Source organism: Streptomyces sp. NRRL S-337 (assembly GCF_000720175.1).
In the GTDB taxonomy this organism is placed as follows: Bacteria; Actinomycetota; Actinomycetes; order Streptomycetales; family Streptomycetaceae; genus Streptomyces; species Streptomyces siderophoricus.
Genome location: NZ_JOIX01000011.1, coordinates 1 through 25,999, shown reverse-complemented (window position 1 = coordinate 25,999; position 25,999 = coordinate 1). Strand labels below are relative to the sequence as shown.

The window sequence follows — 25,999 nt, the reverse complement described above, 5'->3', positions numbered from 1 at the left end:
GTACGTATCGGCAGCTACCGCGACCGTCCCACCGAGCCCCGATGGTATGAGCGTCGTGATCAGGTTCTGCGTCGCCGGCAATGCCGTTTCTGGTCGCTGCGGCAAGGAGACCGAAATCCTCGAGAATCCTCGGTAATGCGGTGGCGCCATGAGATGCGTCCTACGCTGTCTTCGCCCTACGCTGTCTCGATTTCGATCAGCTCGGGGCTTTGGAGGATGCTCAGGGAGAACCGCCACAGCTGGCCCTCATAGGTGCTGACGTAGAGCACACCGTTGTCGCTGTCCAACGCGATGCCGAATGGGGAGAAGGCGCCCTTGGTGGACTTGACCGCTTCGCGTCGGCTGCGACTCTTCAGGTCGACCTTGTAGAGGGTGTCGGCAATGTGGTCGGCGACGTATGCCGTGCCCGCGCCGTCCACCGCCACCCCGGGGCTGTTGTCGGCTGTGGTCACCGCATTACGGGTGGGACCGGCCAGGTCGATCTCGTACAGGTCCCCGGCCGCCCACCAGTGGCCGGTGTACGCCTTGCGCGCGTTGCCGTTCTCGTCCAGCACCAACGCTACCCCTGACGCCTGCTCCCCCAGGCCATCGATGATCCGCACCTTCTCTTTCTTCTTCAGGTCGATGGCGAACAGACGTGTGTGGTTCAGGCTCGCTGATGGTGCGTAGGCGGGGAAGCCGCGGTTGATGAAGTCCGCGGCTGGGCTGCCGTGTTGGACGCATTGCATGCACGGTTCCGACGGTGTTTCCGCTGGTCGGAGCCGCGTGGGCGGGTGTTGGAGTACATGCGGGGGCTGGTCCCCGGCCGCGTCCGCCTGGGACTGGGCGGCCCGGAGCATCCGCTCGAAGGTGCCGTCCAGGGCCCATCGCCGTCCTGGGAGCAAGCCCTGCACGCCACGCTCCAGGAATGAGCCAAGCGACCGGGGAGTGGCTCCGGTTCAGCAGCAACTGGGGGCCAAACTCTGAACAGGCCCGTTCGTGAATCGCGTGGCGAGGCGCGTGTCGGCTGAGGCCCCGTTTCCTACGGGGCCATCGGCCGTGCTCATTGTGGAGCAATGCCGAGGCGGCGGGCAGAGCCGGCCTCGTGGCTCAGGTTTCCGCGTCCGCGCCGCCCTCGTCGTCCTTCCTCTCGTTCTTGACGATGTCCACCTTCTCCGCGAGCTTCTGCTGCCGTTTCGTCTTCGCCGAGTGATCCCGGCTTCCTCTGAGGGATGCCACAGGCTTGTCCACCCCGGTCTGCTTGACGTTCTTTGCTGTCTCGCCAAGGTTCCCGCCCAGTCCCTGCTCGACATGAACAAACGGTTCGACCTGGGGTCGGCCACCGCCGTGCCCCGACCCCGAACCGCGGCGGATGCCATCTCCCGAGCAAACACCGAGACGCGATGAAGGGTTCCGGACACATCCCTGTTGATGAACGAGATGACCGGCGGCCGTCCGGTGGGCTTGCCTGGGTGCCTGGGTGCCTGGGTGCCTGGGTGCCTGGGTGCCTGGGTGCCTGGGCCGTGTCGTTGTCAGCAGTTCCGCAGGAGCGGCTGCGGGCCGGGGTCGGCCTCGGGTTCGCGGGCCTGGTCGGCCAGGGCGTCGAACATCTCCTGGGTCGGCTGGGCGAAGACGTACTGGCTGCCCTGGACGCCGATGGCCTGGTTGTGCTCGACGTATGGGCGCATGGTCTCTTCGTACGCGGCGAAGGCGACGGTGTGGTCGCCTCCAGCCGCGGCGAGTTCGGCGGCCAGGGTGTGAGCGCCGATCAGGGCCTGGGAGGTGCCGCGGCCGGAGGTGGGGGCGGCGCAGTACGCGGCGTCGCCCACCAGCGCGATACGGCCGGTGGACCAGGTGTCCATGCGGATCTGGGTCATGGCGTCGAAGTAGAGGTCGGCGGCGGCGTCGAGCTGCTTGAGGAGGATGGGGGTCTGCCAGCCCAGGTGCGCGGAGCGGGCTTTGAGGATCGCCGTCTGTGCCTGCCGGTCGTGTCGGTAGACGTCCAACTGATCCTCGGACGTGAACAGCAGCCCCACCCGGGTCCGCTGGTTGTCCTTGACGGCAAACACGCTCAGCGCCGCGGTCCGGCCGTCGCCGGTGGCCATTCCCTCGCGGTCGAGTCCGAGGTGGTTGTCGGTCTCCCAGTAGGCGTAGTAGCAGCCGAGGTATTGCGCGAAGTCGGTTTCGGGGCCGAAGGCCAGGCTGCGGACCGCCGAGTGCGCCCCGTCGGCGCCGATCACCAGGTCGAAGCGCTCCGGCGGGGCGTGCTCGAAGGTGACGTCGACGCCGTCGTCGTCCGGTACCAATGCGGTGATCGAGTCGCCGAAGCGGTACTCGACCCCAGTGCCGGCGGTCCGGTCGTGCAGGATCTCGATCAGCTCATCGATGAGCACCTCCAATTCGCCTGCGTACCCGACGGCCGGTATCACGGCGTACGGCTCGCCGGCGGCATCCACAACGGTGCAGTCGCCCATGCCGGTGTCCCGCTTGCGGACCTGGTCGAGGACGCCCATGCGTTCCAGCACCGTCAGGGCCGGCCCGCGGAAGTCGACCGCCTGGCCGCCGCGCCGCAGCGCGGAGGCTCGCTCGACGACCGTGGGGGCGTACCCGTGCTGTCTGAGCCAGTACGCCACCGAGGAGCCGGCCACCCCGCCCCCGGAGATCAGAACCTTGGGCGGCTCGGGCCGTATCCCGGCGAGGAGGTCGTCCTCCGGGAAGGAGACCGGGACGCGGGAATCGGCCAGGTGGTAGTCCTCGGTGGGCCACACCTCCCGCTCCACCGCGCGGTCGTGGAGCATCAAGCCGGCGTTCGGGTCGATCTGGGTGGCGTGGGCCAGCAGCGCCCGGTCGCGGGTGGGGAAGTGCTCCGCGCACGGCACCCGCGTGGTGAACTCCGGCGCCGCGTCGGCGCCTTCGTCACCGAACTCGGCCAGCACCTCCTCCATGCCGGAGGGGATGCCGCGTGCGGTCATGCCGTCGTGCAGGGCCTGGAACCAGGCCCGGGACAGCGCCCCGTGGTAGTAGAGCTTGAGGGGCTGCCAGGCCGGCCCCGCCTCGGGGAAGCGCGTCTCATCGCCTGCCTCCCGGTAGGCCGCGACGGCGACCTGGTGGGTGCGGATGTGGTCGGGGTGCGGGTAGCCGCCGGTCTCGTCGTAGGTGAGCAGCACATGGGGGCGGAAGTCGCGGACCAGGGCCACCAGCGCCGCGGTCGCCTCCTCCAACGGCACCGTGGCGAAGCAGCCGTAGGGCAGCGGTTCGCCGTCGCCAGGCAGGCCGGAGTCGACGAAACCCAGGAACTGCTGGCGGATACCGAGGATGTCGCGGGCCGCGGCCATCTCCTCGCGGCGGATGCGGGCCAGGTCGGCCCGGACCTCGGGGCGGTCCAGGGCGGGGTTGAGGACGGTGCCGCGCTCGCCGCCGGTGCAGGTGACGACCAGCACGTCGACGCCCTCGGCGGCGTACTTGGCGAGCGTCGCGGCGCCCTTGCTCGACTCGTCGTCGGGGTGGGCGTGGACACTCATCAGGCGGAGCGGCTCCTCCGGAGTTCGGGTGACGCGCAGGTTCATGCTGCGTTCCTCTCGGACCACTCCGCCAGTCGGCGGAGGAAGGTGTCGGTGGCAGGGGTCGGACCTGACAGCAGGGCCAGGGGGAAGACGTGCGGCAGGTCCGCGTACAGGTCGAGTTCAGTGGTGGTCCCGGCGGCCTCGGCGGCCGCGGCGAGCCGGCGGGCGTCGTCGGCCAGGACCTCGGCGCCGCCGGCGGCGATCAGCAGGGCGGGCAGACCCGACAAGTCGCCGTGCAGCGGGGACTGTGGGGCCGCGTCGGGCCGCGCCCCGGCGAGGTACCGGGCGCAGACCCGCTCCAGCGCCGCCTTGCTGACGGTGTCCCGGTCCTGACCGGCCGTCAGGGAGGGGGAGGACAGGGTGAGATCGGCGAGCGGGGAGACCACCACGGCCGCGCCGGGCAGCCGATCCCCGGCCGCCTTGAGGCAGAGCAGGGCGGAGAGTACCAGGGTGGCTCCGGCCGATTCGCCGAAGTGGACGATGCGCCTGGCGGGCACGCCGTGGTCGATCAGCGCCCGGTGGGCGGCGGTCACGTCGTGCAGGGCCGCCGGATAGGGGTGTTCGGGGGCGAGCCGGTAGTCGACGCCGAGGACCGGTCGGCCAGTGGCGGCCGAGATGTGGTGGGCAAGGACCCGCTCGGCGTCCGGCTGACTGCCGGAGAAGCCGCCGCCGTGGACATACAGCACGACGCCGGCCTCGGCGGGTGTCTGGCCGGAGGCGTTGGTCCAGGCGCCGGTGACGGGGAGCGCGGGGGTGAGGTCGGTGTCGGCGGGCAGGTCGGGGATGCCGTCGGCGAGTCGGGCGAGCCGCTCGCGGACGGTTGCGGACTGTTCCGGGGTGATGCGCAGGTTCACACGGTTTCCTTCCACACCTTCACTTGGTGGGCATAAATTTAGGTCGAACCCATCAAGCGGTCAAACCTATTTTTATGTCAGACCTAAGGTAGGGTGAGTGTCATGCCAACCGGACTGCGTGAACTGAAGAAGCAGCAGGCCCGCCGGGCCATCTCCGACGCTGCGACGCGGCTGTTCCTGGAGCGCGGCTTCGAGGCGGTGACCATCGCGGACATCGCCACCGCCGCACAGGTGGCCAAGATGACCGTCACCAACTACTTCCCGCGCAAGGAGGACCTCGCCCTCGACCACCACGAGACATTCCGCCGCAGCCTCGCGGTCGCACTGACGTCGCGCCACGAGGGCGAATCCGCGCTGGTCGGCCTGCGCCGCGAGTACCTGGCGGCCGTCGCCCGGCACGACGCCCTCGTCGGCTTCTCCGGGCAGGCGTTCGCCCGGATGATCACCGGCAGCCCCACCCTCGCCGCCCGCCTGCGTGAACTCCACCAGCAACGCGAGGACGCCCTCGCCGAGGCCCTTGCCGCCGAGACCGCAGAACCTGCGGACGCCCTCACCCCCCGGGCCGCCGCCGCCCTCCTCGCCACGGCCCACCGCACCCTCTTCCACCACGCCCTGGACCTCACCATCGAGGGCCGCACGAACCGCCAGATCGCAGACGCCCTACCCGAGGCGGCCGAGGAGGTCTTCGCGCTGCTGGAACCATCCCTCGCCGATTACGCGGTGCGCGAGGCCGCCTGATCCCCCATCCCTGATCTTGCGTGGGTATCCCCGGCTTCAGCCGGGGAGGGAAACGCATCCTTGCCACGGAGCCGCGCAGCGGCGGAGTTGATTTCGCCCATCGCCCCCGCGAGGCGGGGACCTGTCACTGTGGATGCTGCTGGGCTTCGATGTACTGGCGGATCACGGTCAGCGGAGCCCCGCCACAGGAGCCGGCGAAGTACGAACGGGACCAGAACACCGAGCCCGTCCCGATCCGGTTGATTCGCCCCGTGTACTCCGCGCGAAGGTGTCGCGAACTGACTCCCTTGAGAGAGTTCACGAGCTTTGACAGCGCGAGCTTGGGCGGATAGTTGACGAGCAGGTGGACGTGATCACGCTCACCGTTGAACTCCTTCAGCTCCGCCCCGAAGCTCTCGCAGACCTCCTTCATGATCTCTTCGCATCGCTTCAGCATGGCGTCGCCGAAGACTCCGCGCCGGTCCTTGGTGACGAACACCAAGTGAGCGTGGAGGACGTAAGAGACGTGACGGCCGGTGCGTACTTCGGCGTTTGGTTCCCAGCGTGGTGACATACACCAAGCGTAGTATGATCATGGTCGCTGACCAGGAAGGGGGTGAACCGGTGATCCGCGCCTACAAGTTCCTCATGCGGCCCACCGTGGGCCAGCACGGCACCTTGACGGCGATGCTGCGGGATCACTGCACCCTCTACAACGCCGCGCTCCAAGAACGCCGCGACGCCTACCAGCACGTCAACAAGACGACCGTCCGATACGGACAGCAGTCCGCGCAGCTCAAGGACATCCGCGCCTTCGATTCCGACCACGCCCGCTGGTCGTTCTCGTCCCAGCAGGCCACCTTGCGGCGTCTGGACAAGGCATTCACCGCGTTTTTCCGCCGGGTCAAAGCCGGCGAGAAGCCGGGCTATCCCCGCTTCCGCTCTCACAAGCGGTTCGACACGGTCGACTTCCCCAAGGATGGAGACGGCTGCCGCTGGGACTCCACCCCGCACGACCCAGTGACCCGCGTACGCCTCCAAGGCATCGGCCACGTGCGCGTGCACCAGCACCGGCCCGTGGTCGGCAAGGTCAAAACGATCTCGGTCAAACGGGAAGGCCAGCGCTGGTACGTCATCCTCACCGCCGAGCAACCGCGGCTCGAACCACTGCCGAAGACGGGATCGGTCATCGGAATCGACCTTGGAATAGCCAACTTCCTCGCCGACTCACATGGCGAGTTCCTCCCCAACCCCCGTCATGGCGCGAAGGCCGCCGCGAAACTCGAAGCCGCTCAGCAGGCGCTCAGCCGCTGCAAGCGCGGCTCCCAACGCCGACGCAAGGCCGTGGAGAAGTTCGCCACGCTGCCCCGCAAGGTCCGCCGCCAGCGCCTGGACCACGCGCACAAGACCGCGCTCACGCTCGTGCGCGAGCATGACGTCATTGCGCACGAAGACCTCAAGATCCGCAACATGAGCAAGGCTCCAGCTCCGAAGCCCGACCCCGACCAGCCGGGCACGTTTTTGCCCAACGGGGCCAGCGCGAAGGCCGGGCTGAACCGCTCCATCGCCGATGCCGGGTGGGGGGTGTTCCTCGCGATCCTGGCCGCCAAGGCGGAAGGTGCCGGACGGGAAGTGATCGCCGTGGACCCCCGCAACACCTCCCGGCGGTGTCCCGAATGCGGGCACACCGCCAAGGAGAACCGGCCCACTCAGGAGAAGTTCCACTGCGTCGCCTGCGGCCACCACGCGCACGCGGACACGGTGGGCGCCATCAACGTCCTACGGGCCGGGCTGGTCCGTCGCCAAGCGCAACCCGCTTAGCGAGAAGCCCCCGCGTTTACGCGGGGGAGGAGTCACGAAACGATCCGGGGCCGTGAGCGACGACTTCAAGCGTGTGGAATCGCACGCCTGCCCGATGTCCACCTGCGCCGCCCCTGCGCGCTCCCCATGCCGGACCGGCAATGGACGGGTGGCAATCCAGTACCACACTGCCCGCTTCCGCCTCATGCCCCAACTCGCCGAGGCACTCAGCGTGCCGACCCCTGCCGTACGCGAGCCGGGGGCGGTGTGGACCGAGCTGCCCCGGCCTGCGAGCGCCGGCACCGAGCCGGTCGGGCACGTCCGCCTCGGCTGTGCCCGAGCCTCGACCGCCCGGCAGTCCCTCGACGCACAACTCGACTCCCGCTCCGAGGCCGGGGTGAGGCGGGTCTCCTCGGAGAAGATCCCCACCCGTGCCACCCGGCGCCCCGAGCTGGAGGCCGCCGTGTAGCTCGCCGGAGAGATCCGCTCCTCCGGCGTTGCCGTGACCCTGGTCGTCCACGAGCACAAGCGGCTCGGCTGCGGCATCGAACTTGCCATGCTCGCCGAAGAGCCGAAGGGCGAGCGATCTCGGGCTGGAGTTCCTCACCGGGGAGCTGAAGGGCTTTCACGATCCGTCCGGCAGCGTGTTCACCGTGCTCGCGGCCATGTCCGGGATGGAGCGTGAGTACATCCGCGATCGACCCTCGAAGGCCACGAGTCCGCCCGCAAGCGCGGGAAGACCATCGGCGGCGCCGGGGTCACCGACGAGTCGATGCCGTCCATGGCCCTCCACCTGCGCGACCAGGAGATGAGCCTGCGCGACATCGCCAAGCGGCTCGTCATCACCACCGGCGCCAAGAAGGGCCAGTACCCCTCGCCCGCCACAGTCATGTGGACGCTACGCGAGCATGACGAGCAGGCCGCCACGGCGGTGAGCACGTGATCACCCGGTTACTTTGCGGCTGGTGTCTGAGCTAGGTGTGATGTCCGCACCGGCCTGGTCATTCCACACCGCCGTGAACGCGGCCATAGTGAACTTCCGGCCTGGAAAGACGAGCACAACCGCTCGCACCGCAAGGTCCGCGCCCGCGTCGAGCACACCTTCGCCCGCATGAAGGGCTGGAAGATCATCCGCGACTGCCGCCTTACAGTAAGGGTCCTTTCAGAATGCTGGGTTCTTGCGGGCGAGGGTGATGCAGTGGGCGAGCTGGAGGAATGCGTCGTGGATGTCGTCCCGGGTCTCCCAGCGGGTCCGTAAGCGGCGGGGACCGTGGAGGCAGGCGATGGCGGACTCGGCAACCCACCGCACGCGGCCCAGGCCGGAGCCGTGCGGCTCGCCGCGCCGGGCGATCTTTGGGACGATGCCGCGCTCACGCCGGTAGATGTCGTGGTCGTAGCCGCGGTCGGCGTAGAGCGTCCGGGGCTTGCGCCGGCGCCGGCCCCGCTTGCCCCGTACCGGCGGCAGGCCGTCGACAAGTGGCAGCAGTTGGGTGTCATCGTCGGTGGTCACCGGTCAGCGACACCTGCAGCGCGGTGCCGTGCGCGTCGGTCAGCACGTGGTGTTTCGAGCCCGGCCGTGCACGGTCAACCGGAGGCAAGTGGGTCACGCTGCCCGCCTCCGCGGCCGTCGCGCGCAACGGCTCCTACTCGCTGGGCGTCAAGCTCGGCTTCAAGGGCAAGAACTGCCTGCGCACGGTGAACGGAACGACGGCCTCCGGCGTCTTCCAGGTGAGCGTCCGCTAGGGCCTGTCTGCCACGCGGCAACGGTCTTCGGCAGTGCTCGTGTGTCTGACCGGTGCACGAGCACTGCCACCCACCCGTGGTATCCGACCGTGCGGTCGGCTCGCAGCCCGCAGCAACAAGATGGAGGAACCGTGCGTAGAAAGTTGACCTTGGGAGTTGCGGTGGGCGCCGCAGCGGTGTTGGCCGTCGGCGTCGAAGCCGCAGCGTCGGGAACCGTTGCCACAGCGAAGGGCACTGCGAGCGTCGCGAAAGCCGCGGCGCCTGCGGGGGCCCGCACCGGTACCGGCAACGGGGTGCGCGTCGGGAAGGTCAAGATCACCACAAAGCTGCGCAAGGGCAGGTACGAGCTCATCGACCCCACCCGCGGCGGCCTGTCGGTCGTCGACCTCGGCAACCGCAATGGAGCGTCGTTCAAGCCGTTCACAGACAGGGACAACGTCTGGGGCAACGGCACCATGAGCAGCCGCCAGTCGGCCGCTGTCGATGCCTACTTCGCTGCCGGAAAAACGTGGGATTACTACAGGAACACCTTCGGCCGCAAGGGGATGAGGGGCAGCGGCGTGGGCCCTGTGATCGGCGTCCACTACGGCAAGGGCGCTTCTGCCGACTACGAGGAAGGTGTGCCCCGGTTCGGCGACGGCAAGAGTGACAAGAACCCCCTGACCGAACTCGACGTCGTGGCCCATGAGTTCACTCACGGCGTCGTCGAGGCGACGGCCGCGTTCCAAGGCGACGGTCTGAATGAAGCCACCTGTGACATCTTGGGCACGATGGTGGAGTTCTACGCGAACATCGCCGCCGACACCCCTGACTACCTCATCGGTGAGAAGGCCAATTTCCATGGTGACGGCAAACCGATGCGTTACATGGACAAACCCTCCAGGGACGGCAAGTCCCCGGACTACTGGAAGCCGGGCCTTGATCGTCTCAAGGATGCCCACCACGCGGCAGGAGTGGCCAACCACTTCTTCTATCTTCTGGCCGAGGGCAGCGGTAAGAAGGTCATCAATGGTGTCGCTTACGACAGCCCCACGTACGACGGCTCGAAGGTCACCGGTATCGGCCGCGAGAAGGCCGCGAAGATCTGGTACAAGGCGCTGACCACTCAGTTCAAATCGACCACCAAATACAAGGACGCCCGGGTCGGCACGCTGAAGGCCGCCGCTGCTCTGTACGGCAAGAGCAGTGCGGAGTACAAGGCCGTCGAGAAGGCGTGGACCGCGGTCAATGTGAAGTAGTCCCTGAAAGGGTGCTGGTGTTCACCACGCGATGCTCGGCATGAGCAATTGTCAATCGTTGTGGAGGGAGAGACGTGTGGTCTCGGCGGCTACCCAATCCAGGAACGCATCTGTAAGAGCCGAAAGGGATCTTCCTTCGCGGAGAAGGACGAAGTGGCAGTCAAGGTGGTCTCCGGGATTGTGGGGGTTCAGGTTGCCGCAGCGAAGGCCCGAGCGGTCGATCTGGCCGCCCAGGCCGGTGCTGATCGTCCCGCGCAGGGGGTCCACCAGGCTGGTCCACACCAGCAGGCCGTCTGTCCACAGGACGTCGACGGGGAAGTCCACGCAGAAGTCGTCGGGTGGCGGTGCCCCGTTGGGCCAGTTCGTGACGCGGGCCGCCAGGTGTTCTACCACTGGCCGCCAGTCGTCGCCGAACTCCCAGTGCGCGAGGTATTCGTCGAACGTGCTCATCGGACCAGTGAATCACTGCCTGGCGTGGACTTGTCTGCCTGTATCGCTTCCATGCCTGCCCACCTTGATGAGGAGATTGATGAGGAGACCGGTCTGCCGAGGGGGCTGGAGCGAGGGCAGCGAGCATTTCGGGAAGATTGGGAAGATGTCGTCGAATGGAGTGGCGTGGATCAGGCTGTGGTGGCCCCCCTCGGGAGCGGTATTCGCCGATCGCCAGCAGGAGCCAGCCGCCCATGATGGCTGTGTTCAGTGTGCTGAAGATGTGGAACGCGCCGTAGGTCTCGCTCACCGTTCGCATCGCCGATGCCGTGCCCTGGACGGCCACCAGTTGGAAGGCCAAGTGGTCCACACCGGCGTGAAACGCGCGGGCGAAGAGGCCGAGGACCGTGAGTGCGCCACCCCACAGAGCGAGTTCCCGGAACCTCTCGCCGATCCTGGCGGTGAGAAGCACGACTCCCGGCCAGAGCAGCACCCACCCGGCGGACACAAAGCCGTATGAGGCCGTCATGAGGTCCGGACGGTGCCCGTACGGGCTCAGTTGCGCAGGGAAGAAGAAGTCGAAGCGCAGGCGCAGCAGAATGCCGGTGAGCAGCACCAGGGGGCCGAGGACGAGGGAGGCGCCGCCCACCCAGCGTCCCGGAAAAATAGGGTGAGGATGAGGAACGGCGATTGATGCAGTCGTGACGGTCATGGGGCAACGATGCTGCCGCCGCACGTACCGTGTCGTCGGAGTGTGGACCACACTTTCGGATCGGACCGTGGTCGTACCGCTTGCCTCGTGTTCGCTTCCGGTCCGATCCTTGGACCGGAGACCATGGTCGAGGTGCACCGGCCGGACCGAGCGCACGTGACCATCTGGTCGTACTGCTGGGCGATGAGTTCCCAGCGGATCGGGCGGGTCAGCGCCGGGCCGAGCCGCGGGTAGGCGTCCGGGCGCCGGCCACCGGCCGGTACAGCTTGACCTTGTTGATCCGCTTGATGCGCGGCAGCAGGTCGAAGTTCAGCAGCCGGGTGATGCCGAACCCGATTTCCGACTGGCCATGGCTGTCTGGGTAGTTGGCTTCTACGTCCATGGTGGTGGCGTGCCGCGTTGCGCCTGGGACCGTCGCGGCGACCTCAGAGGCGGTGCAGTTGATCAGCTGGGAGTGGAGGGTCAGGGGCTTCTTCTCCACGTGCCAGTAGATACCAGGGCGCGTTACATCCGGACGCGACCGAGGAAGATGTCCTCACTACTCTCCTGGTCATCCGCATGCTCCGGGAGAAACTCACCCATGACTCTCGTTCTCCCGTGGAGTGATGAATCTGTTGCTGACACCGTTGACCAGGCACAGGTCAGGCACGGGCAGAAGCGGCGGAGACCCTGATCCCCTGCTGACGGCGGCGAGGAGTTGGTGGCCGCCACACCCAGGGAGGCCAGGCCGACGCCGCCTCAATGTTTGGACGTGACGGCCACCGTTGAAAGCGTGTGCGAGGCCCGACCAGACGCTGAGTAGGGTTGGGGCCATGGGCAAGGGAATGGGGTGGCGGCCCAAGGTGGACCTGGACAGCGGCGTCGAGGACGCGACGCTGCTCATTCTGGAGTGGCTCGGCGAGCAGGGGGTCGGTGCCATGATCCGGGTCGACGCGGAGCGCATGCGTGACGGTCAGCCAGCGTGGACTTTTGCCGCTTCCGGTGGGCCGCTGGACGGTGGGATGAGGGCCGACGGGGCCTCGGTCGCCGAGTGCATGGGCAGGGCACTACTTCGATTGCGTGAAGCTGGGCTGGCCGTTCCCTTCTGATCCTCGACATCCGTACCAGCGTGCCCTGGGCTGGTCGTCGGCCATCCTGCTCGCGGACGGCATCGCCCGCAGCTACGAGGTGGCACCGGCGACATCGTCGGCCGGCCCCCACCGGAGCGCGTCCAGGATCTGGCACCACAAGGTTCGGCCCGCCTCCAGCGCGGCGACGAACGAGTGGGGCCAGCCGGGCACGAACTGGTCCGAGAACCGGCCGCTGCAGCCCTAGACGTGGCAGAACAAAACAAGGTCAGAAGTCGTACGGCTTCTTGGTGCTCCAGTTCAGCACGTCGGCCTCGTTCCAGCTGAACTGCGGCTTGTCGCCCTTGGTGTCGACGGAGTAGAAGGGGCCGTCGTGACCGTCCGCACCGCGCAGCGCGATGGCGAACGACTGTGCCGTGTGGTTCTTCGAACCGTAGTCGAAGAGGTTCACCGCGCTGTATGCCTTGCCGCCGGGCTGGAGGGTGATGTGCTTTTCACCGCCCGGGTTGTCCTTCTTCGAGTGCGGCAGCGCGGCGGCGTCGACGTCGCCGCCGAGCTTCACGGCCGGGTACGAGGTGACCCAGCACGGCTTGGGGCCCTCGTTGGACGCGGTGACCAGCAGGTGGTCGCCCTGCTGCCCGGCGAACCGGTGCACCGCGGTGACCAGCATCTCGTCGCCGCGACACTGCTGGCCGCCGGCCGTTGTGCCCTTGCTCGCGACCTTGTCCGTCCCGCCCGCGGCAGTCGTCGAGCGCGCGCCCTCCTTAGTGTCACCGGCGTTGCCGGCCTGCTGCGCGCCGCCCTTGCCGTCCCCGTTGGACGCGGGCCGGCTCTGCGGGGTGTCGGCGGCGTTGTCGCCGCCCGCCGCCTTCGAGCCGCCGTCGGCGCCGCCGCAGGCGGTCAGGCCCAGCGCCAGCGCGGCGGTGACGGCGGCCAGGGTGGCGGTACGAATCCGGGAAGTACGCATGATCAGGTTCCCCCTGTGTTTCGTGCGGGAGTTTTCTTTGGCCGTTCCCGCGGTGTGGACACCACCTTTCCCGGGGCCACTGACGTTCCGGTAACGCTTCACTCACGTCCTGCAAACACACCCGCGCGAACGGGCGCGGCCGAGCCGAGCGTGGGCGGCCTGGGGTTCCTCACCGTGGATTCGGCGCCCGCACCTGGCCCCGAACAGAGCGCCTGCGCGAATCTCGGCGCAGGCCGGGTGAACCCGGCCTGCGCGGCGCGCCTTTCCGGATCGTTGGGTCCGGCCGTCGGCCGCGGCGGGTACGTAGTCGCTGCCCTGGCTTCAACTCCCCGTCGCAGGACGCACGCAGCTGCGAGAAACCGGTGAGCCAGGGCGCTGTGAGTGCTGCCCGCCCACGGCGAAGAGCGCCCTGCGGCTGACTCACCACATCGCGCAGCTCGGTAGTCGTCGAGCGCGCCTGCCGTGAGGGCGAGCTGATGAAGGCGGGCCAACGGATTGGTGCCCATACGACGACACGCCCTCACTGGCCTCGACGAGAAGACGGGCATTCCTCGGGACTCGACGAACCACGCCCGCAAACCCGTCGATGCGACAGGCCCGACAGGGCTGTGTCCCGGGCCGGCGGCTGGTGGAACCCTGCCGGGCTGGACACACGCCAAGGAGTCCGGCCACTACTACGCATCGCAGCGCCCGGATTCCCCAGGCTGGACGGATGAGGAAAAGCAGCAGGTCAACGACCTTGTGCCCGCCAGATGGAGCTCGTCACCCACATCTACGCCCACCCCTTCCGGGCCTCGTGCCCCGCCCGGTCGCCGCCCGCACGGCACCCGAGCGCGTCGAGGCCGCTGATCCCCCCGTGACAGATGACGATGGCGACCTGCCGCCACCCGCACCGCCGGAGGCCAAGCTGCCGGACCATCCGGCCTACCAGCAGATCATGGCGGTGCTCGCCGCGGCCGACGCCCCGGTGCGGGCGCGGGCGGCCTGTTCGCCGACTGGGATCTGTGGGGACGCAGTTCGGTGGCGAGCATGCGCGCGCTCGCCGCCGAGGATCCCGACGCGCCTGAGCTTTGGGCACTGGTCGAGGAGTTCCGCCGCGAGTGCCCGGAGTTCGGCGCGATGGGGGACCGCCACGAGGTACGGGTGCGGCGCGGCGAACCCAAGCACTTCAGGCGCCCGAGGTCGGCGACCTGACGCTGGTCATCGAGGTCGTGCGATTCGGCGACGACGATCGGCGGATGACGGTCTATCAGGCTGAGCCCGGCAGCGCCGACGAGGTGGCGCTCGGGAAGCTCGCCGCGCGCTGACCGGGTCCACCGATGCCGCCGTCATCGGATGACCGGCCGCCCGAGCGAGCCAACAACCCCGCCCAAGAGCTGTCGCCGGGAGTGACCAGGACGAAGCGTTCGCGCGGCGGGTCGGACGCGAACGGTCGCCATGCCATCCCGGTATCCGCCGTGACGGCGGTCCGGGCTCGCAGGGTGACCAGGTTCTAGCTGTTGCGCAGGTGGTGGCGGTACAGGGCCCGACTGTGCGCGTCGGCGGTACGTAGCCGTGGCGACCAGCCGTGGCCGGCGAGGTGGGCCAGGACGCCTTCGGTGAAGTGCGGGTTGCGCTCGGTCGGGAACCACAGCAGTTCCTGGCCCGCGAGGTCGGCCCAGGACAGGGCCGCTTGGTCGGCCAGCGGGTGGTCGGGGCGCAGCAGCACGCCAAGCGGCTCGTCGGCCAGGGCCAGCGTGGCCAGGTCGTCGATGTCGTGGAGGACGCGCATCACCCCGAAGGCCAGGGTGCCGGTCCGTAACAGGTCGAGCTGCTGCCCGGAGTCGGCCTCGGCGAACTCGACGTCCAGGGATCCGTCTTCGGCCAGGATCCGCTCGACCCGCGCCAGCAGGTGCTCGGGAACGGTGCCGCAGACCCCTATGTGCACCGGACAGCGCGCGTCGCGCGCCTGCACCAGCGACGACTCGATCTCGGCCAGGGTACGACTGGCGCTCGCGTACAGGATCCGGCCGCCCTCGGTCAGCTCCATCCCCTTGGGCCTGCGGTGGAACAGCTTGGCCCCGACTCGGCGTTCCAGGGCGCTGATCTGCTGGCTCAGGCTGGGCTGTGCGATCCGCAGTACCCGTGCGGCCTCCGTCATCGTGCCCTCCTCGGCGACGGCGACGAAGTAGCGGAGATGACGAAGTTCGACGCCTTGGTGGTCGTGCATGTCCGCTCCTTGCTCTCGCGATAGGTCCGAGCCTATGGGGTGGCCTCGTGGGGCTATTGGCGTGGACCGGATCGCGGGGGTTTTGATGGGGCCGAACCATCGATCGGGTCCTGTTGAACGGAGCAACACGTCATGGACGATCCCTCATCCCACGACGGCGTCGGGTGCGTTGCCGCCGCTACCCACTATGACGTCGTCGTCCTCGGTGCCCGACCTGGCGGCTGCACCGCGGCCGTCCGCGCGACACAGCTGGGGCTGCGCACTGCGGTTGCCGAGGCCGAGTACTGGGGCGGCGTGCGCCTCAACGTCGGTTGTATCCCGTCCAAGGCCCTGCTGCGCAACGCCGAACCGGCACACAACACCACCAAGGGGGCCGACCTGTTCGGCATCCGCTCCGAGAGCCCCATCAGCCTCGACTACCGCGCGGCGTTCCAGCGCTCCTGCCCGAGCTGACGCCGGCACGGATGTGGGATCTCACAGCGCACGAGATCGCCAGGAACATCCATGCCCACCCGACGCTCGGGGAGGCTGTCAAGGAAGCCGTCCACGGCCTCGTCGGTCCGATGATCAATCTCTAAGAGCTGAGGAACCACCTATGAAGATCGCCGAGTTCCCCGCGTCGGCAGCGCGGGCCAGTGTGGCCGTCGCCCTGGCGGAGGACAGGGCCGCCGACGACATCACCACCTTGTGGAGCGTCCCGGCCGATCTGATCGCCACCGCCGAGATCAGTACCCGCCAGCCCGGTGTCGCCGCCGGAATCCCCGTGGTCCACGAAGTCTTCGCCCAGACCGACCCGGAGGTCGAGGTCGAGACTCTGGTCGCGGACGGCGAGCGGGTGCAGGCCGGGGATGTCCTGGTGCGGCTGACCGGATCGGCTCGCAGCCTGATCACCGCCGAGCGCACGGTGCTGAACTTCCTGCAGCGCCTGTGCGGCATCGCCACTGTCACCGACGGCTTCGTCCACGCCGTGGCCGGAACCCCGGCGCGGATCCTGGACACCCGCAAGACCGCCCCGGGGCTGCGGGCGCTGGACAAGTACGCCGTCACCGCGGGCGGCGGCAGCAACCACCGGCTCACCCTGGCGGCGATGGTCCTGCTGAAGGAGAACCACATCACCGCGGCGGGCGGGGTGACCGCGGCGATCAATGCGGTCCGGAAGGGAATGGCCGATTCCGGGACGAGCATGCCGATCGACGTCGAAGTGCAGACCATCGCGCAGGCCCGCGAAGCCATGGAAGCGGGAGCTGACTGGCTCATGCTCGACAACATGGAGGTGGCCGGCATCGAAGAAGTGATGCGCATGAAGGCCGGCCGTTGCGGCGGTTCGGAGATCCTCCTGGAGGCATCCGGCAACGTCACCCTGGACCGGGTTCGCGCCCTTGCCGATGCCGGCGTCGACCTCATCTCGATCGGCGCCCTGACGCACAGCGCGCCCGCGCTCGACCTGACGATGCTGATCACGATGGACGCGGCGCCATGCCCGAGGTGACGATCGTCGACGCGTGCCGGCGGCAGGGCCAGGGCGGCAGTCCGACCGCCGTTCTCGACGACGCGCCCTTCACCGATGCCGAGCGACGGCGCATCCCTGCTGCGACAGGCACCTCGCACGCGGTCTTCATCGCTGCGGTGGACGGCGAGGATCAGGCTCGACCGTCGTATCGGCTCCGGTTCTTCACCGGCGAAGGCGAGTTGCCCGCCTGCGGTCACGGCACAGTCGCCGCACTGGCGCTGCTCGCTCTGCGCTGCAGCGGCCACGCCGATTACCGGGCCGCGCTGCACACCACACGTCGCGTATTCGAAGGCTGGGCGAAGCGAGAACACGACGACCTGACGGCCACTTTCGACCCGGGCCCGATCAGCCCGCGGGATGCCGGGGAACCCGAACTCCGGGCGATCGCGACCGCCCTCGGCCTGATGAGCGAAGCCCTTCCCGACGGCGCCTGCGTGGCCTCACCCGGCCGGCCACGGCTCCTGTTACCCGTGCGATCGCGCACCGCGCTGGCCGAACTCCGTCCGGACTTCACGGCACTGCGCCATGCCTGTGACCGCTACGGACTGCTGGGCTGCTACGCCTACTCGATCCCCGATGCGGACGGTCGGGCGGCGGCCCGGATGTTCGCCCCGTCGATCGGCGTTCCCGAGGATGTCGCCAACGCCAACAGCACCGCATGTCTGGCCGCGTATTTCGCGGATCAGGGCGTCACCGGCATCGCGGTCGACATGGGCGATCACCTCGGCCATCCGTCCACGATCATCGCCAACGCACAACGCAGCGCGTCCGGCACCTTGATCCGCCTGGGCGGCGCCGCAGGAATCGCGCGCGCCGTCCGCCTTCCCCGGCTCGGCTGACACGAAGGCGACTCGCGGTGGCCGGCAGACCAACAAGGACGGCCGCCGACGCTCGTCCGAGACCAACGCGTAAGTCAGATGCACTCATCCCAACACTGCATCCCAACACTGGAGGTTCCATGCCCAAGGGCTACTGGGTCAGCGTCTACCGCACCATTTCAGACCCTGAGAAGCTGGCTGCTTACGACAAGCTGGCCGGTCCGGCTGTCAAGGCCGGGGGCGGGCGGACCCTCGTCGTTGGCGGTCGGGTCGTGGCGCATGACGCCGGAATCGCCGAGCCAGAGCGCACCGTCCTGGTCGAGTTCGACAGCTTCGAGCAGGCCGTCGCGGCGCGCGAGAGTGCGGCCTACCAGGAGGCGCTGGTCGCCCTCTCCGACGGCGTCGAGCGCGACTTCCGCATCGTCGAAGGCATCGACTGACCAAGGTCCAGTCGGATCTTCACTGAGCTTCCGCCAACTTGAAATCGCAGGTCAAAGGGCTGGTGTGACCGGTCCTCCGGGTACTCGTGCTGGTCGTGGGCGGGAGCCCACGGAGAAGATCGTTCGTCAGCGGTTGACTTCGAGGTTCGTCAGGACGAGCAGAGCGCGCAGAAGTCGGGTGGCTCGGGCGGGGTCGGTGCGGAGCTTGGTGAGGATCCGCCAGTTCTTGAGGTGGGCGAAACCGTGCTCGACCAGTGCACGTCCGACGGCGAGGACTGGGTTGGCTTCCTTGTCGCCCGGGGTGAGCTTGTGGGTGCGGCTGGCGGTATAGCCGGTGACGATCACAGGGTCGAGGATGTCGTTGTCCAGGCCGTGGAAGCCTAGGTCGGCCAGTGCCCCGAGGCCGGCGGCGCGCAGGTGGGCCAGGATGTGGTCGTGGCGGGCGGCGGTGTTGTCGTGGGTGCAGCCGGGCCGGGCCGCGGATATCCAGATCAGGCGTCCGTTCTCGTCGGTCAAGGCGAGGAAGTGAAGGCCATGGCTGCGGTGCTTGCCGGAGTAGTTCCGCCGGTCGGCCTTGCCGGTGCGACGCTGGGTACGGAGGAGGGTGCCGTCGATCAGGACCACCTCCCCGCCCTGCTTGGCGACCTTCCGCAGGGTCCGGTCCAGCCGCGGCGCCTGGGCGGCGAGTAGTCCGATCAGCTCGTCCCGCCAGCGGCGGACGGTGGACTCGGACACGTCGTTGCCGCCGGCCATGTCGGCCAGGCGCTGGTCATGGCGCAGTATGGCCAGGACGATCACCGCGATCTTCCCCGGCGGCAGGATCCGCCACCTGGACCGAATCGTCTTCAGATGGCGCCTGAGTAGATCGGCGAGGTGGCTGACGGTGCGCGTGGACAGCGGCAGCCGGCACTGGTAGAAAAGCGAGCAGGTGTCCTCGGCGCGCTCTTTGGTATTCGTCACACAATCCCAACGGTCGCCGGGGGCAACCGGGTCACGCCCGTTCCGAGCCGTTCCGAGTGGCGGTGTTGCTGGTCATAGGTGGGTGGTGAACCGACCGTCGGGCAGTTTGCGCAGCCACCCGCGGTCGACAAGTCTGACCAGCTTGCCGCGTAGCGGTTCCAGCTTGGCCTTCACGCTGACGTCCACCCCCACCACCTCGCCGACCTCACGGGCCATGACCGGCCCGGCGGCCTGCCGCACGGCGGCGATGATGCGCTGGTAGTCCCACGGCAGCGCGTCCTCCTCCTGGCCCGGCTCGCGGTGCGGGATCAGCATCACCGCCCGGCCGCCCACCTGCCCCGGCATCGGCCTGGCGGAGGCGCGTTCCTCTGCGAGCTGCCCGGTCATCCGTTCAAGGACGCGTTCGGCGACGGCGAGTTCGTCCCGTTCAGCCCGCACTTCCGCCAGCTGTTTGGCCAGCTGTTCTTCGAGTTCGTCCAGTTCCGCACGCCGCGCGGTGATCCGTTCCAGCAGCTCGGGATCCAGCATGCACCGGATCGTAGATGGCCGTCCGGCCCCAGCGGGCAGGAACTGGGATGTGCTCGCGCTCCAGGGCTGGGCAAGAAGCCAGGGCGGCTCGTCATCAGTGTGCCCAAGGCAGGCGAAGCGCCTCGATTTCGGAGTCGTTCAGCAATGCGTGGATGAGGGCTGGTGAACCCACGACCTTGGTGGCCCACAGGTCGTAGTCGGTGCACAGGACCCAGGAGCGGTCATCGGCCCAGAGATTGGACGGGCTGAAGTCTGCTTCGGACTGGTCGTAAAGGATCTCGGTGTCGCCGAGCCGGCCCGCACGCACGTGGAGATTGTCGAAGTCAGTGGCTCCGAGCGTCAGCGGGTTGTAGTAGGCAAGGCAGCGGGTGTCCGAGCCTGCGGGGCTGTACTGGGTGAGGATGGCGATCAGCCGATTCCAGGTCTCCCGGTCCAGGCTTCCTTCGGTCGGCGGGATCATGCTCAGTGGCCAGCTTCTCTCCTTCTTGGCCGAGGGGAAGCAGCGGTAGGAGGGCATCAGCCCGTCGGGCACTATCGGGTCGCCGGTCCGCCGGGCAAGCTCGGTCCATCGCAGCCGCCGCCAGCCAGGGCCGGGGTGCCGGGCACGGCCCAGACCTCCCCCCGTGGCGATGCTCACCGCGTCGAGGTCGAGGCCCCCGACAATGAGGGGCTGGGTACTCCCGTCGGCAAGACCTGCCTGGTGGTACTCGTCGTACGACACTTCGGTTGGTCCCTGCTCGTGCTCGTACATGGCATTGAGCACCCACACCGCGTCAGGCATCGCCGGAGGCATGAACCCGGTTAGGCCGTCGCCACACAGCTCCAGCAGCCAGTCGGTGGCCCCAGGCGGCACGAGCGGCCACAGGCTAGACATCGGGTTCGGTTCCTCGGACATCCACTCATGGTCCCAGGTGCGAATCCGCCCTTCTGCGAGGGGCCGACATAACGAGACGTACCTCAAGAACCGACAGCCGACCGCCGGCAAACGATCTACACCCCAGACAATCGCCCACGACCAGTGTGAGCAAACCGAAGGTCGGACACACCAGCCCTTTGACCTGCGACTTCAAGTTGGCGGAAGCTCACTGAAGGACTCTGTCGGGAATCTCACAGCGCCAGGGTGACGTCAGATGAGAGTGCGGGGCCCACGTGCGACGAGGGGCTGGCTGTCGTCCTCTGGCAGAACCGCGAGGAAGTGCCAGTCGCCGTCTTCGACACGGGCCAGACCAATGGTCCTGGCGGTGTTGAAAGCCTCGATGGCGGGCTCGGCGCCCTCGGTCAGTGAGTCGAGGCGGGCATAGTGTCTGGCCAGGCTTGCGGCGGGACCGCGGATCCACAGACGCACTTTGGCCACCTTCCGCAGGGCGGCGAGGAGGTCGTCGCGGGCCTGTCCCGGGTCGGCGGCCTGGAGCCTGTCGTGAAGTCGCTCTTGAGCGCACGGCCTTGTCGGGGCCGCTTTGGCCCGCTGGCGGCAATCCGGACACGCCTTGCGTCGTTCTGGCTCGAAGAGATGCCGAAAGCGGGTGATCTGATTCTCCGGTATGCCGCAGAGCGTCCCGCTCTCGCCCATTGCGTGTTCGACGTGGGGCATGCCCGTCACGAGGCCAGCACCGAAGCTGGCTGCCTCCCGCGCGGTCGCGAAGGACCATCCGCCGTCTGGATAGAGAGGCCGGCGTCTCCCGTGCCCTGCTCTACCGCCACTTCCCCAGTAAGCACGCTCTCTTCGCGGCCGTCTACCAACAGGCAGCGGACCAACTGCTCGCCGAAACCCGGCTCGACCCCGCCGACTCCCTGGTGGAGCAGCTCATCCAGGGTATGGACGTCCATCTCGACTACTTCGTGGCCAACCGCAACGCCGTCCTCGCCGCGAACCGGGTTCTCGCGGGCGACCCGGTGATTCAGTCGATCATGACAAACGAGCTGGACGCACTGCGTATGCGGCTGCTGGCCGTACTCCCGCTCGCGGACGACGGCGCCCGCGAGGCCGTGTCCGCCGCCCTGAAAAGCTGGTTGGTCTTCGTCCAGGTCCTCTGCGTCGACTGGCTCACCCACGAGACTTGTACCCGCACCCAGCTCCGCGACATCTGCATCGGCGCGCTTCTCGGCGCCCTCCAGCCATTGCTCGCCGAGGCCCCCACCCACCAGTGGCCGCCGCAGCGGGGCGACGCGGACGCGTAGTGCCGCATCAAGCAACGTTCGCCCTTGTCTGTACGGTCGGGGCATGGATGACAGCGGCCAGCCGACTCTTGATGAGATCGAAGATCGCTTCGTTGAGCTTGTCGCGGGTCGGCTGCCCTGGGACGAGGCCGACTGCTGGGCGGCGAGGTGGGTGATGGAGGACGAGATGGTGCTGCTGTCCGGGCAGGGCATGCCCGTGGCGAAGATCACCGCGGTGACGTTCACCAGCGCGGACCGGGTCCGGGACGTGATCCACAACTTCAACACAGACGGCTTCGACTCGCTCTACCCGAAGTACAGGGGCGGCCGGCCCAGAACCTTCACCCTCCCATAACGCCGGGAGATCAAGAAGATCGCCAAGTCCAAGCCGGCCGAGCACGGCCTGCCGTTCTCGGCCTGGAGCCTGGCCAAGCTGGCCGACTTCCTGGTCGCCGAGGGGTGGTCGACGACATCAGTCACGAGGGCCTGCGGGCCCTGCTCCGCGAGGAGGCGTCTCGTTTCAACGTATAAAGACCTGGAAGACCTCCCGCGACCCCGATTACGCGACCAACAAGGCCCGCGTTGAGCGCCTCTACGTCATCGCCAACGGCGAGGTCATAGCCGAGGACGACGAACCCGAAGTCGTCTTGTGTCTAGACGAGTTCGGCCCGCTCAACCTCCAGCCCCACCCCGGGCGGCAATGGGCCGAGCGCGGTGGGAAGCACAAGGACCCCGACCGGGAACCGAGGCCCCGCCGACGGGCGACCTACACCCGCCCGCACGGGGTCAGGCACCTGTTTGCCGCCTACGACCTGGCCCGGGACAAGCTCTACAGTCACATCAAGCCGAAGAAGAACCGGACGAGGTTCCTGGAGTTCTGCCGGTCCCTGCGCACCCTCCACCCGCCGCACATCCGGATCGCGATCGTGCTCGACAACTTCTCCCCGCACCTGACCACGAAGAAGGACACCCGTGTCGGCGACTGGGCTGCGGCCAACAACGTCGAGTTCGCCTACACGCCGACCAACAGCTCGTGGCTGAACCGCATCGAGGCCCAGTTCACCGCCCTGCGCTACTTCGCACTCGATGGCTCGGATCACGCCAGCCACAAGGAGCAGGGCAGCATGATCCGCCGATATATCACCTGGCGGAACAAGCACGCCGCCGACGAACGCCGCCGCGAGGTCGTGAACAGGGCGAACGTGGCTTGATGCGGCACTAGCCGCAGCTTGGACCGTCCGGCCCGTCGAACTGCACCGAGCTGAAGAAGTTCTGGTAGGCGGGGAAGTAGTTGCCCTTGCCGGTCGGTCCGGAAGAGGTCACGGCCGTACAGCCGCTGTAGTTCGTGTCAGACCAGAGGTGGATGGTCGAACTCGTCCGGTTCCAATCCGACTTGGCCCGGTCGTTCATGCCGAGCGCCGCGAGATCTGGGGCGCTTCCCCTGAGCATGATCATGTCGCCGGTCCCGTCGAGGCCCGAGAACATGCAGTAGTAGCCGTCGGCGCACCGGTCGTATCCGTCAGCTGCGTGTGCCGTGGAAGTCGGCACCACGGTGGCGGTCGCAGCGGCTACCGCCACGAGTAGTGCAGAGAGACTGTTCCTCATCGATGCCCCTTGGCTGAGATGACGTGAACTTCTTGCGCCAGGCGAACGGTTCGTCGATCAGAAGGTCACGGGCCTGCTAGGCCATGCCCGGTGGTCCTGGCACCCGACCGATCGGACACGCCCTAGTACAGGACCTCGCCCATCGGGGAGCTGTCGCCGACGATGTAGGCGCGGATCGACGCCAGGTAGGCATCGCGGCTGACCCGGCCGTCGCCGTCGGCATCCAGCGCGTCGAACGCGGCGGCGGCGTTCCCTGGCGAGTTGTTCAGTGCGGTGCGCAGCGTGGTGAATTCGGCTTTGTCCACGGCGCCGTCCCTGTCCGCGTCGGCGAGGTCGAAGAGCGCGCCGAGCGCGAACTGGCAGACGTTGTCGAACTTGTCGGCACCCACCCACGCGTTGTACTCGTCGAAGGTCAGCTTCCCGTCGTTGTTGGCGTCCATCGCACCCCAGGCTTTGATGCCTTCCGTGCGGGCGGCGACGACGAGTGGATCGTCCTCCGTGCGGCCGGTGGCCAGAACGGTCCGGTCGATGCGGGAGAGATAGTCGTGCCGCGTGATGACCTGGTCCCCGTCGGCGTCCATCATGGCGAACACGCGCACTCTCGCGGCGGTGGCAGCTGTGGCGGTCATACGGCTCACTGGGTCTCCTCCTGCTCGGTTCATGCTCCGATTCGACGAGAACTCGTCCGGCGCTTCCTACCCGGCACGTTCCGGATGCCATGCGTCACGCTGGGAGGACTGGCGTGTGCGACAGCGCGAAGGGCGGGCGTGCGCCGGTGGTGCACTTCGAGACGCCCGATCAGCCGATGGGAGGCCGGGTAGTCAAGTGCTCGTAAACGGCAGACGAGTGGCTGGAGGGGCATGTGCTGAGCAGGCGCGGTACGACGGTGATGCTGGGGTTCCTGGCGCTGGTGGTCTCGTCGCTGGTGTGGGCGCCGGCCGCCCCGGCCGGGACGGGCGGATACGAGGCGGTCACCTGCACGGGCAACGCGCACGGCAGCTATGACCCGCCGCTCAGCCTCCTGTCCCGGGAGACCCGAATCCACGCGGATGTGCGCTACACCTGCACTACCGGCCCCGGCCGCACCGCCCCGGCCACCGGCTCCTTCGACGCCGTCGCGCCGGCGTCCTGCATCTCGCTGTCCAGCGCGAGCGGCACGGAAACCGTGCGCTACACCGACGGCTCCCGGTCGGTGATCGTCATCGACGGTGCGACCACCGCCCGCGTCGGGGGCGTCCTGGTCGTCCTGCAATCGGGCCGGGTCACCGAGGGGCGCGGCGAAGGCCACTACGTGCGCAGGACCGTGACCTCGCTATCCCAGCAACTGCCCACGGACTGCCTTACTTCCGGTCTCCAGGGCACCCGAAGCGCAGTTCAGCTGGAGATTCTGCCGTAGCACCGGCGCGTACAGTGCTGTGGCACCGTCACCACCGCAGCACTCCTCACCTGTCTCTCCGATCATGATCGGAGAGACAGAACCTAGTGTCCTGAGTCGGGGATTCGTCGTTAGTTGTGTGTGACTCAACGAGGACCGAAGATTCCGCCGGTGACAGTAACTGATGCTCAACGGGAGACGCTTGAGGGATGGGTACGCCGCCACTCGACCGCGCAGGCCCTGTCGTTGCGATCGCGGATCGTGCTTGCATGCGCCGAGGGCGTGTCCATCATGGAGGTGTCGCGCCGGCTGCAAATCGCTCCGGACACCGTCCGCAAGTGGCGGCGCCGTTTCTTGGAATGCGGCCTGGACGGCTTGTGCGACGAGCCGCGGCCCGGTGGCCCGCGGAAGATCACCGATGCCGACGTCGAGCGGGTGATCGTCAAAACTCTCGAGGAGAAGCCGGCGAACGCCACCCACTGGTCGACGCGATCGATGGCCGCGGCGACAGGGATGTCCCAGTCAGCCATCTCCCGGATCTGGCGAGCCTTCGCCCTGGCCCCGCACCGATCACAGACGTTCAAACTGTCCACGGACCCGTTCTTCATCGACAAGGTCCGCGATGTGGTCGGGCTCTACCTCGACCCGCCGGAGAAGGCCCTGGTGCTGTGCGTGGACGAGAAATCACAGATCCAGGCGCTGAACCGCTCACAGTCAGTGCTGCCGATGATGCCCGGGGTTCCTGAACGCCGTAGTCACGACTACGTTCGTGCTGGCACCACGACCTTGTTTGCGGCCTTGGAGGTGGCCACCGGCAAGGTGATTGGCTCACTCCATCGCCGCCACCGTGCTATCGAGTTCAAGAAGTTCCTGATCAAGCTCGACAAGGAGGTTCCCACCCAGTTTGCGGTGCACCTGATCCTCGACAACTACGCCACCCACAAGACACCGGCCATCAAGCAGTGGCTGATCGCCCATCCACGTTTCCATCTGCACTTCACACCCACCGGATCATCGTGGTTGAACCTAGTGGAACGGTGGTTCGCCGAGCTGACCAGCAAGAAGCTGCGACGCGGCGTCCACCGCTCCGTCCAGGCTCTCGAACGCGACATCCGTGCCTGGCTGGCTGACTGGAACGACAACCCACAACCGTTTGCCTGGATCAAGACTGCCGACGAGATCCTCGACAAAGTCGCCGCATACTGCAAACGAATCCCCGACTCAGGACACTAAGGGTTGTCCCGTAAATGATCTACGGCATGCTGCTTGAGCAGCTCATTTCTCCGTCATCCGGCCAGGGTGAGGTTGTGCAGGCGGGCGATGCCGAG

Annotated in this window: 29 protein-coding genes and 6 pseudogenes; 18 read left to right on the top strand and 17 right to left on the bottom strand. The window is 67.8% G+C overall.

Features of this window, described 5'->3' with window-relative positions; genetic code table 11:
- Nucleotides 1–176: 176 nt before the first annotated feature.
- Nucleotides 177–728, bottom strand: a complete 552-nt coding sequence (locus IG62_RS0110860) for a YncE family protein (RefSeq protein WP_030800331.1) — start codon at nucleotides 726–728, stop codon at nucleotides 177–179.
- A gap of 45 nt (nucleotides 729–773) precedes the next feature.
- On the opposite strand from IG62_RS0110860, the gene IG62_RS47145 reads away from it, so the two are divergent.
- Nucleotides 774–911: a hypothetical protein gene (locus IG62_RS47145; RefSeq protein ID WP_158795019.1), complete on the top strand. Its 138-nt coding sequence runs from the start codon at nucleotides 774–776 to the stop codon at nucleotides 909–911.
- Between the two features lie 178 nt (nucleotides 912–1,089).
- On the opposite strand, the gene IG62_RS47140 is transcribed toward IG62_RS47145, so the two are convergent.
- From IG62_RS47140 to IG62_RS41605, 3 genes are all read right to left on the bottom strand, one after another.
- Nucleotides 1,090–1,230 (bottom strand): hypothetical protein, encoded by a 141-nt coding sequence (locus IG62_RS47140; RefSeq protein ID WP_158795018.1) that lies wholly within the window; start codon nucleotides 1,228–1,230, stop codon nucleotides 1,090–1,092.
- 281 nt (nucleotides 1,231–1,511) lie between these two features.
- Entirely contained in the window at nucleotides 1,512–3,545 is a 2,034-nt protein-coding gene (mca, locus tag IG62_RS49820; protein WP_063755353.1) for a mycothiol conjugate amidase Mca, read from the bottom strand.
- Nucleotides 3,542–4,396 carry an alpha/beta hydrolase fold domain-containing protein gene (locus IG62_RS41605; protein ID WP_030800328.1) on the bottom strand — a complete coding sequence of 285 codons (855 nt, stop codon included), beginning with the start codon at nucleotides 4,394–4,396 and terminating at the stop codon, nucleotides 3,542–3,544. The genes mca and IG62_RS41605 overlap by 4 nt, the downstream gene beginning before the upstream one ends.
- A 102-nt stretch (nucleotides 4,397–4,498) precedes the next feature.
- Between IG62_RS41605 and IG62_RS0110830 the strand changes: the two genes are divergently transcribed.
- The gene (locus tag IG62_RS0110830) at nucleotides 4,499–5,134 is read left to right on the top strand and encodes a TetR/AcrR family transcriptional regulator (protein ID WP_030800324.1); all 636 of its coding nucleotides are present in this window, start codon (nucleotides 4,499–4,501) and stop codon (nucleotides 5,132–5,134) included.
- A gap of 124 nt (nucleotides 5,135–5,258) precedes the next feature.
- Here the strand turns inward: IG62_RS0110830 and tnpA are convergent, their stop codons facing one another.
- Nucleotides 5,259–5,687, bottom strand: a complete 429-nt coding sequence (gene tnpA, locus IG62_RS0110825; protein WP_078871922.1) for an IS200/IS605 family transposase — start codon at nucleotides 5,685–5,687, stop codon at nucleotides 5,259–5,261.
- 50 nt (nucleotides 5,688–5,737) lie between these two features.
- Here tnpA and IG62_RS0110820 point away from each other — a divergent pair, with 50 nt between their 5' ends.
- The 4 genes and pseudogenes from IG62_RS0110820 to IG62_RS44435 form a co-directional block, all read left to right on the top strand.
- Complete coding sequence (locus IG62_RS0110820) at nucleotides 5,738–6,934, top strand: RNA-guided endonuclease InsQ/TnpB family protein (protein ID WP_030800320.1); 1,197 nt, start codon at nucleotides 5,738–5,740, stop codon at nucleotides 6,932–6,934.
- Between the two features lie 52 nt (nucleotides 6,935–6,986).
- The gene (locus IG62_RS48465; protein WP_420711058.1) at nucleotides 6,987–7,382 is read left to right on the top strand and encodes a zinc finger domain-containing protein; all 396 of its coding nucleotides are present in this window, start codon (nucleotides 6,987–6,989) and stop codon (nucleotides 7,380–7,382) included.
- A gap of 303 nt (nucleotides 7,383–7,685) precedes the next feature.
- Entirely contained in the window at nucleotides 7,686–7,856 is a 171-nt protein-coding gene (locus IG62_RS48460) for a hypothetical protein (protein WP_234326384.1), read from the top strand.
- 48 nt (nucleotides 7,857–7,904) lie between these two features.
- Nucleotides 7,905–8,060, top strand: a pseudogene (locus IG62_RS44435) (IS5/IS1182 family transposase); the annotation flags it as partial.
- 15 nt (nucleotides 8,061–8,075) lie between these two features.
- On the opposite strand, the pseudogene IG62_RS41595 reads toward IG62_RS44435, so the two are convergent.
- A pseudogene (locus tag IG62_RS41595) lies at nucleotides 8,076–8,505 on the bottom strand (transposase); the annotation flags it as partial.
- Here IG62_RS41595 and IG62_RS43150 point away from each other — a divergent pair.
- Together IG62_RS43150 and IG62_RS41590 are read left to right on the top strand one after the other, a co-directional pair.
- Nucleotides 8,447–8,656, top strand: coding sequence for a hypothetical protein (locus tag IG62_RS43150; protein ID WP_051797885.1), 210 nt, complete (start codon nucleotides 8,447–8,449; stop codon nucleotides 8,654–8,656). The pseudogene IG62_RS41595 and the gene IG62_RS43150 sit on opposite strands and share 59 nt — an antisense overlap.
- Nucleotides 8,657–8,817: 161 nt before the next feature.
- The gene (locus tag IG62_RS41590; protein ID WP_051797883.1) at nucleotides 8,818–9,894 is read left to right on the top strand and encodes a M4 family metallopeptidase; all 1,077 of its coding nucleotides are present in this window, start codon (nucleotides 8,818–8,820) and stop codon (nucleotides 9,892–9,894) included.
- A 51-nt stretch (nucleotides 9,895–9,945) separates the two neighbouring features.
- Here the strand turns inward: IG62_RS41590 and IG62_RS47130 are convergent, their stop codons facing one another.
- Entirely contained in the window at nucleotides 9,946–10,344 is a 399-nt protein-coding gene (locus IG62_RS47130) for a hypothetical protein (protein WP_030800315.1), read from the bottom strand.
- An 899-nt stretch (nucleotides 10,345–11,243) separates the two neighbouring features.
- On the bottom strand, nucleotides 11,244–11,516 hold the full coding sequence (locus IG62_RS0110790; RefSeq protein ID WP_030800313.1) for a Tn3 family transposase: 273 nt from the start codon (nucleotides 11,514–11,516) through the stop codon (nucleotides 11,244–11,246).
- 331 nt (nucleotides 11,517–11,847) lie between these two features.
- Here IG62_RS0110790 and IG62_RS0110785 point away from each other — a divergent pair, with 331 nt between their 5' ends.
- Entirely contained in the window at nucleotides 11,848–12,123 is a 276-nt protein-coding gene (locus tag IG62_RS0110785; protein ID WP_051797881.1) for a hypothetical protein, read from the top strand.
- 75 nt (nucleotides 12,124–12,198) lie between these two features.
- On the opposite strand, the pseudogene IG62_RS48455 reads toward IG62_RS0110785, so the two are convergent.
- Together IG62_RS48455 and IG62_RS0110775 are read right to left on the bottom strand one after the other, a co-directional pair.
- Nucleotides 12,199–12,378: pseudogene (locus tag IG62_RS48455) on the bottom strand (transposase); the annotation flags it as partial.
- Nucleotides 12,371–13,069 (bottom strand): DUF4232 domain-containing protein, encoded by a 699-nt coding sequence (locus tag IG62_RS0110775; protein ID WP_030800309.1) that lies wholly within the window; start codon nucleotides 13,067–13,069, stop codon nucleotides 12,371–12,373. The gene IG62_RS0110775 and the pseudogene IG62_RS48455, both read right to left, overlap by 8 nt.
- A 1,029-nt stretch (nucleotides 13,070–14,098) precedes the next feature.
- Between IG62_RS0110775 and IG62_RS50050 the strand changes: the two are divergent.
- Nucleotides 14,099–14,376: pseudogene (locus IG62_RS50050) on the top strand (hypothetical protein).
- A 185-nt stretch (nucleotides 14,377–14,561) separates the two neighbouring features.
- On the opposite strand, the gene IG62_RS41580 reads toward IG62_RS50050, so the two are convergent.
- Nucleotides 14,562–15,278 (bottom strand): LysR family transcriptional regulator, encoded by a 717-nt coding sequence (locus tag IG62_RS41580; protein ID WP_051797879.1) that lies wholly within the window; start codon nucleotides 15,276–15,278, stop codon nucleotides 14,562–14,564.
- 132 nt (nucleotides 15,279–15,410) lie between these two features.
- Here IG62_RS41580 and IG62_RS0110755 point away from each other — a divergent pair.
- From IG62_RS0110755 to IG62_RS0110735, 4 genes and pseudogenes are all read left to right on the top strand, one after another.
- Nucleotides 15,411–15,719: pseudogene (locus IG62_RS0110755) on the top strand (FAD-dependent oxidoreductase); the annotation flags it as partial.
- A gap of 154 nt (nucleotides 15,720–15,873) precedes the next feature.
- The gene (gene nadC, locus IG62_RS0110745; RefSeq protein ID WP_051797877.1) at nucleotides 15,874–16,767 is read left to right on the top strand and encodes a carboxylating nicotinate-nucleotide diphosphorylase; all 894 of its coding nucleotides are present in this window, start codon (nucleotides 15,874–15,876) and stop codon (nucleotides 16,765–16,767) included.
- The gene (locus IG62_RS0110740; RefSeq protein ID WP_030800301.1) at nucleotides 16,755–17,627 is read left to right on the top strand and encodes a PhzF family phenazine biosynthesis protein; all 873 of its coding nucleotides are present in this window, start codon (nucleotides 16,755–16,757) and stop codon (nucleotides 17,625–17,627) included. Before nadC ends, IG62_RS0110740 begins: the two co-directional genes overlap by 13 nt.
- Before the next feature lie 119 nt (nucleotides 17,628–17,746).
- A complete protein-coding gene (locus IG62_RS0110735) occupies nucleotides 17,747–18,046 on the top strand; it encodes a DUF1330 domain-containing protein (protein WP_030800300.1) in 300 nt (99 codons plus the stop codon).
- Nucleotides 18,047–18,172: 126 nt separating this feature from the next.
- Here IG62_RS0110735 and IG62_RS0110730 read toward each other — a convergent pair whose 3' ends face one another.
- The 4 genes from IG62_RS0110730 to IG62_RS0110715 all read right to left on the bottom strand — a co-directional run bounded on the left by IG62_RS0110730 (nucleotide 18,173) and on the right by IG62_RS0110715 (nucleotide 21,125).
- Nucleotides 18,173–19,006 carry an IS5/IS1182 family transposase gene (locus IG62_RS0110730; RefSeq protein ID WP_051797874.1) on the bottom strand — a complete coding sequence of 278 codons (834 nt, stop codon included), beginning with the start codon at nucleotides 19,004–19,006 and terminating at the stop codon, nucleotides 18,173–18,175.
- Nucleotides 19,007–19,078: 72 nt separating this feature from the next.
- Nucleotides 19,079–19,534: a hypothetical protein gene (locus IG62_RS0110725; protein WP_199812442.1), complete on the bottom strand. Its 456-nt coding sequence runs from the start codon at nucleotides 19,532–19,534 to the stop codon at nucleotides 19,079–19,081.
- 94 nt (nucleotides 19,535–19,628) lie between these two features.
- On the bottom strand, nucleotides 19,629–20,429 hold the full coding sequence (locus tag IG62_RS0110720) for a hypothetical protein (RefSeq protein ID WP_030800293.1): 801 nt from the start codon (nucleotides 20,427–20,429) through the stop codon (nucleotides 19,629–19,631).
- A gap of 231 nt (nucleotides 20,430–20,660) precedes the next feature.
- Nucleotides 20,661–21,125: a hypothetical protein gene (locus tag IG62_RS0110715; RefSeq protein ID WP_158795017.1), complete on the bottom strand. Its 465-nt coding sequence runs from the start codon at nucleotides 21,123–21,125 to the stop codon at nucleotides 20,661–20,663.
- 29 nt (nucleotides 21,126–21,154) lie between these two features.
- On the opposite strand from IG62_RS0110715, the gene IG62_RS0110710 reads away from it, so the two are divergent.
- Together IG62_RS0110710 and IG62_RS49810 are read left to right on the top strand one after the other, a co-directional pair.
- Nucleotides 21,155–21,712 (top strand): TetR/AcrR family transcriptional regulator, encoded by a 558-nt coding sequence (locus IG62_RS0110710; RefSeq protein WP_420711059.1) that lies wholly within the window; start codon nucleotides 21,155–21,157, stop codon nucleotides 21,710–21,712.
- A gap of 163 nt (nucleotides 21,713–21,875) precedes the next feature.
- Nucleotides 21,876–22,902 (top strand): annotated as a pseudogene (locus tag IG62_RS49810) (IS630 family transposase); the annotation flags it as partial.
- Nucleotides 22,903–22,909: 7 nt separating this feature from the next.
- Here IG62_RS49810 and IG62_RS0110695 read toward each other — a convergent pair.
- Nucleotides 22,910–23,269 (bottom strand): peptidase inhibitor family I36 protein, encoded by a 360-nt coding sequence (locus tag IG62_RS0110695; protein ID WP_234326380.1) that lies wholly within the window; start codon nucleotides 23,267–23,269, stop codon nucleotides 22,910–22,912.
- Nucleotides 23,270–23,418: 149 nt separating this feature from the next.
- Nucleotides 23,419–23,925 carry an EF-hand domain-containing protein gene (locus tag IG62_RS0110690; RefSeq protein WP_030800280.1) on the bottom strand — a complete coding sequence of 169 codons (507 nt, stop codon included), beginning with the start codon at nucleotides 23,923–23,925 and terminating at the stop codon, nucleotides 23,419–23,421.
- A gap of 233 nt (nucleotides 23,926–24,158) precedes the next feature.
- On the opposite strand from IG62_RS0110690, the gene IG62_RS47120 reads away from it, so the two are divergent.
- Both IG62_RS47120 and IG62_RS0110680 read left to right on the top strand, forming a co-directional pair.
- Complete coding sequence (locus IG62_RS47120; RefSeq protein ID WP_158795016.1) at nucleotides 24,159–24,692, top strand: hypothetical protein; 534 nt, start codon at nucleotides 24,159–24,161, stop codon at nucleotides 24,690–24,692.
- 120 nt (nucleotides 24,693–24,812) lie between these two features.
- Entirely contained in the window at nucleotides 24,813–25,904 is a 1,092-nt protein-coding gene (locus tag IG62_RS0110680; protein WP_030800276.1) for an IS630 family transposase, read from the top strand.
- The last annotated feature ends 95 nt before the right edge of the window (nucleotides 25,905–25,999 follow it).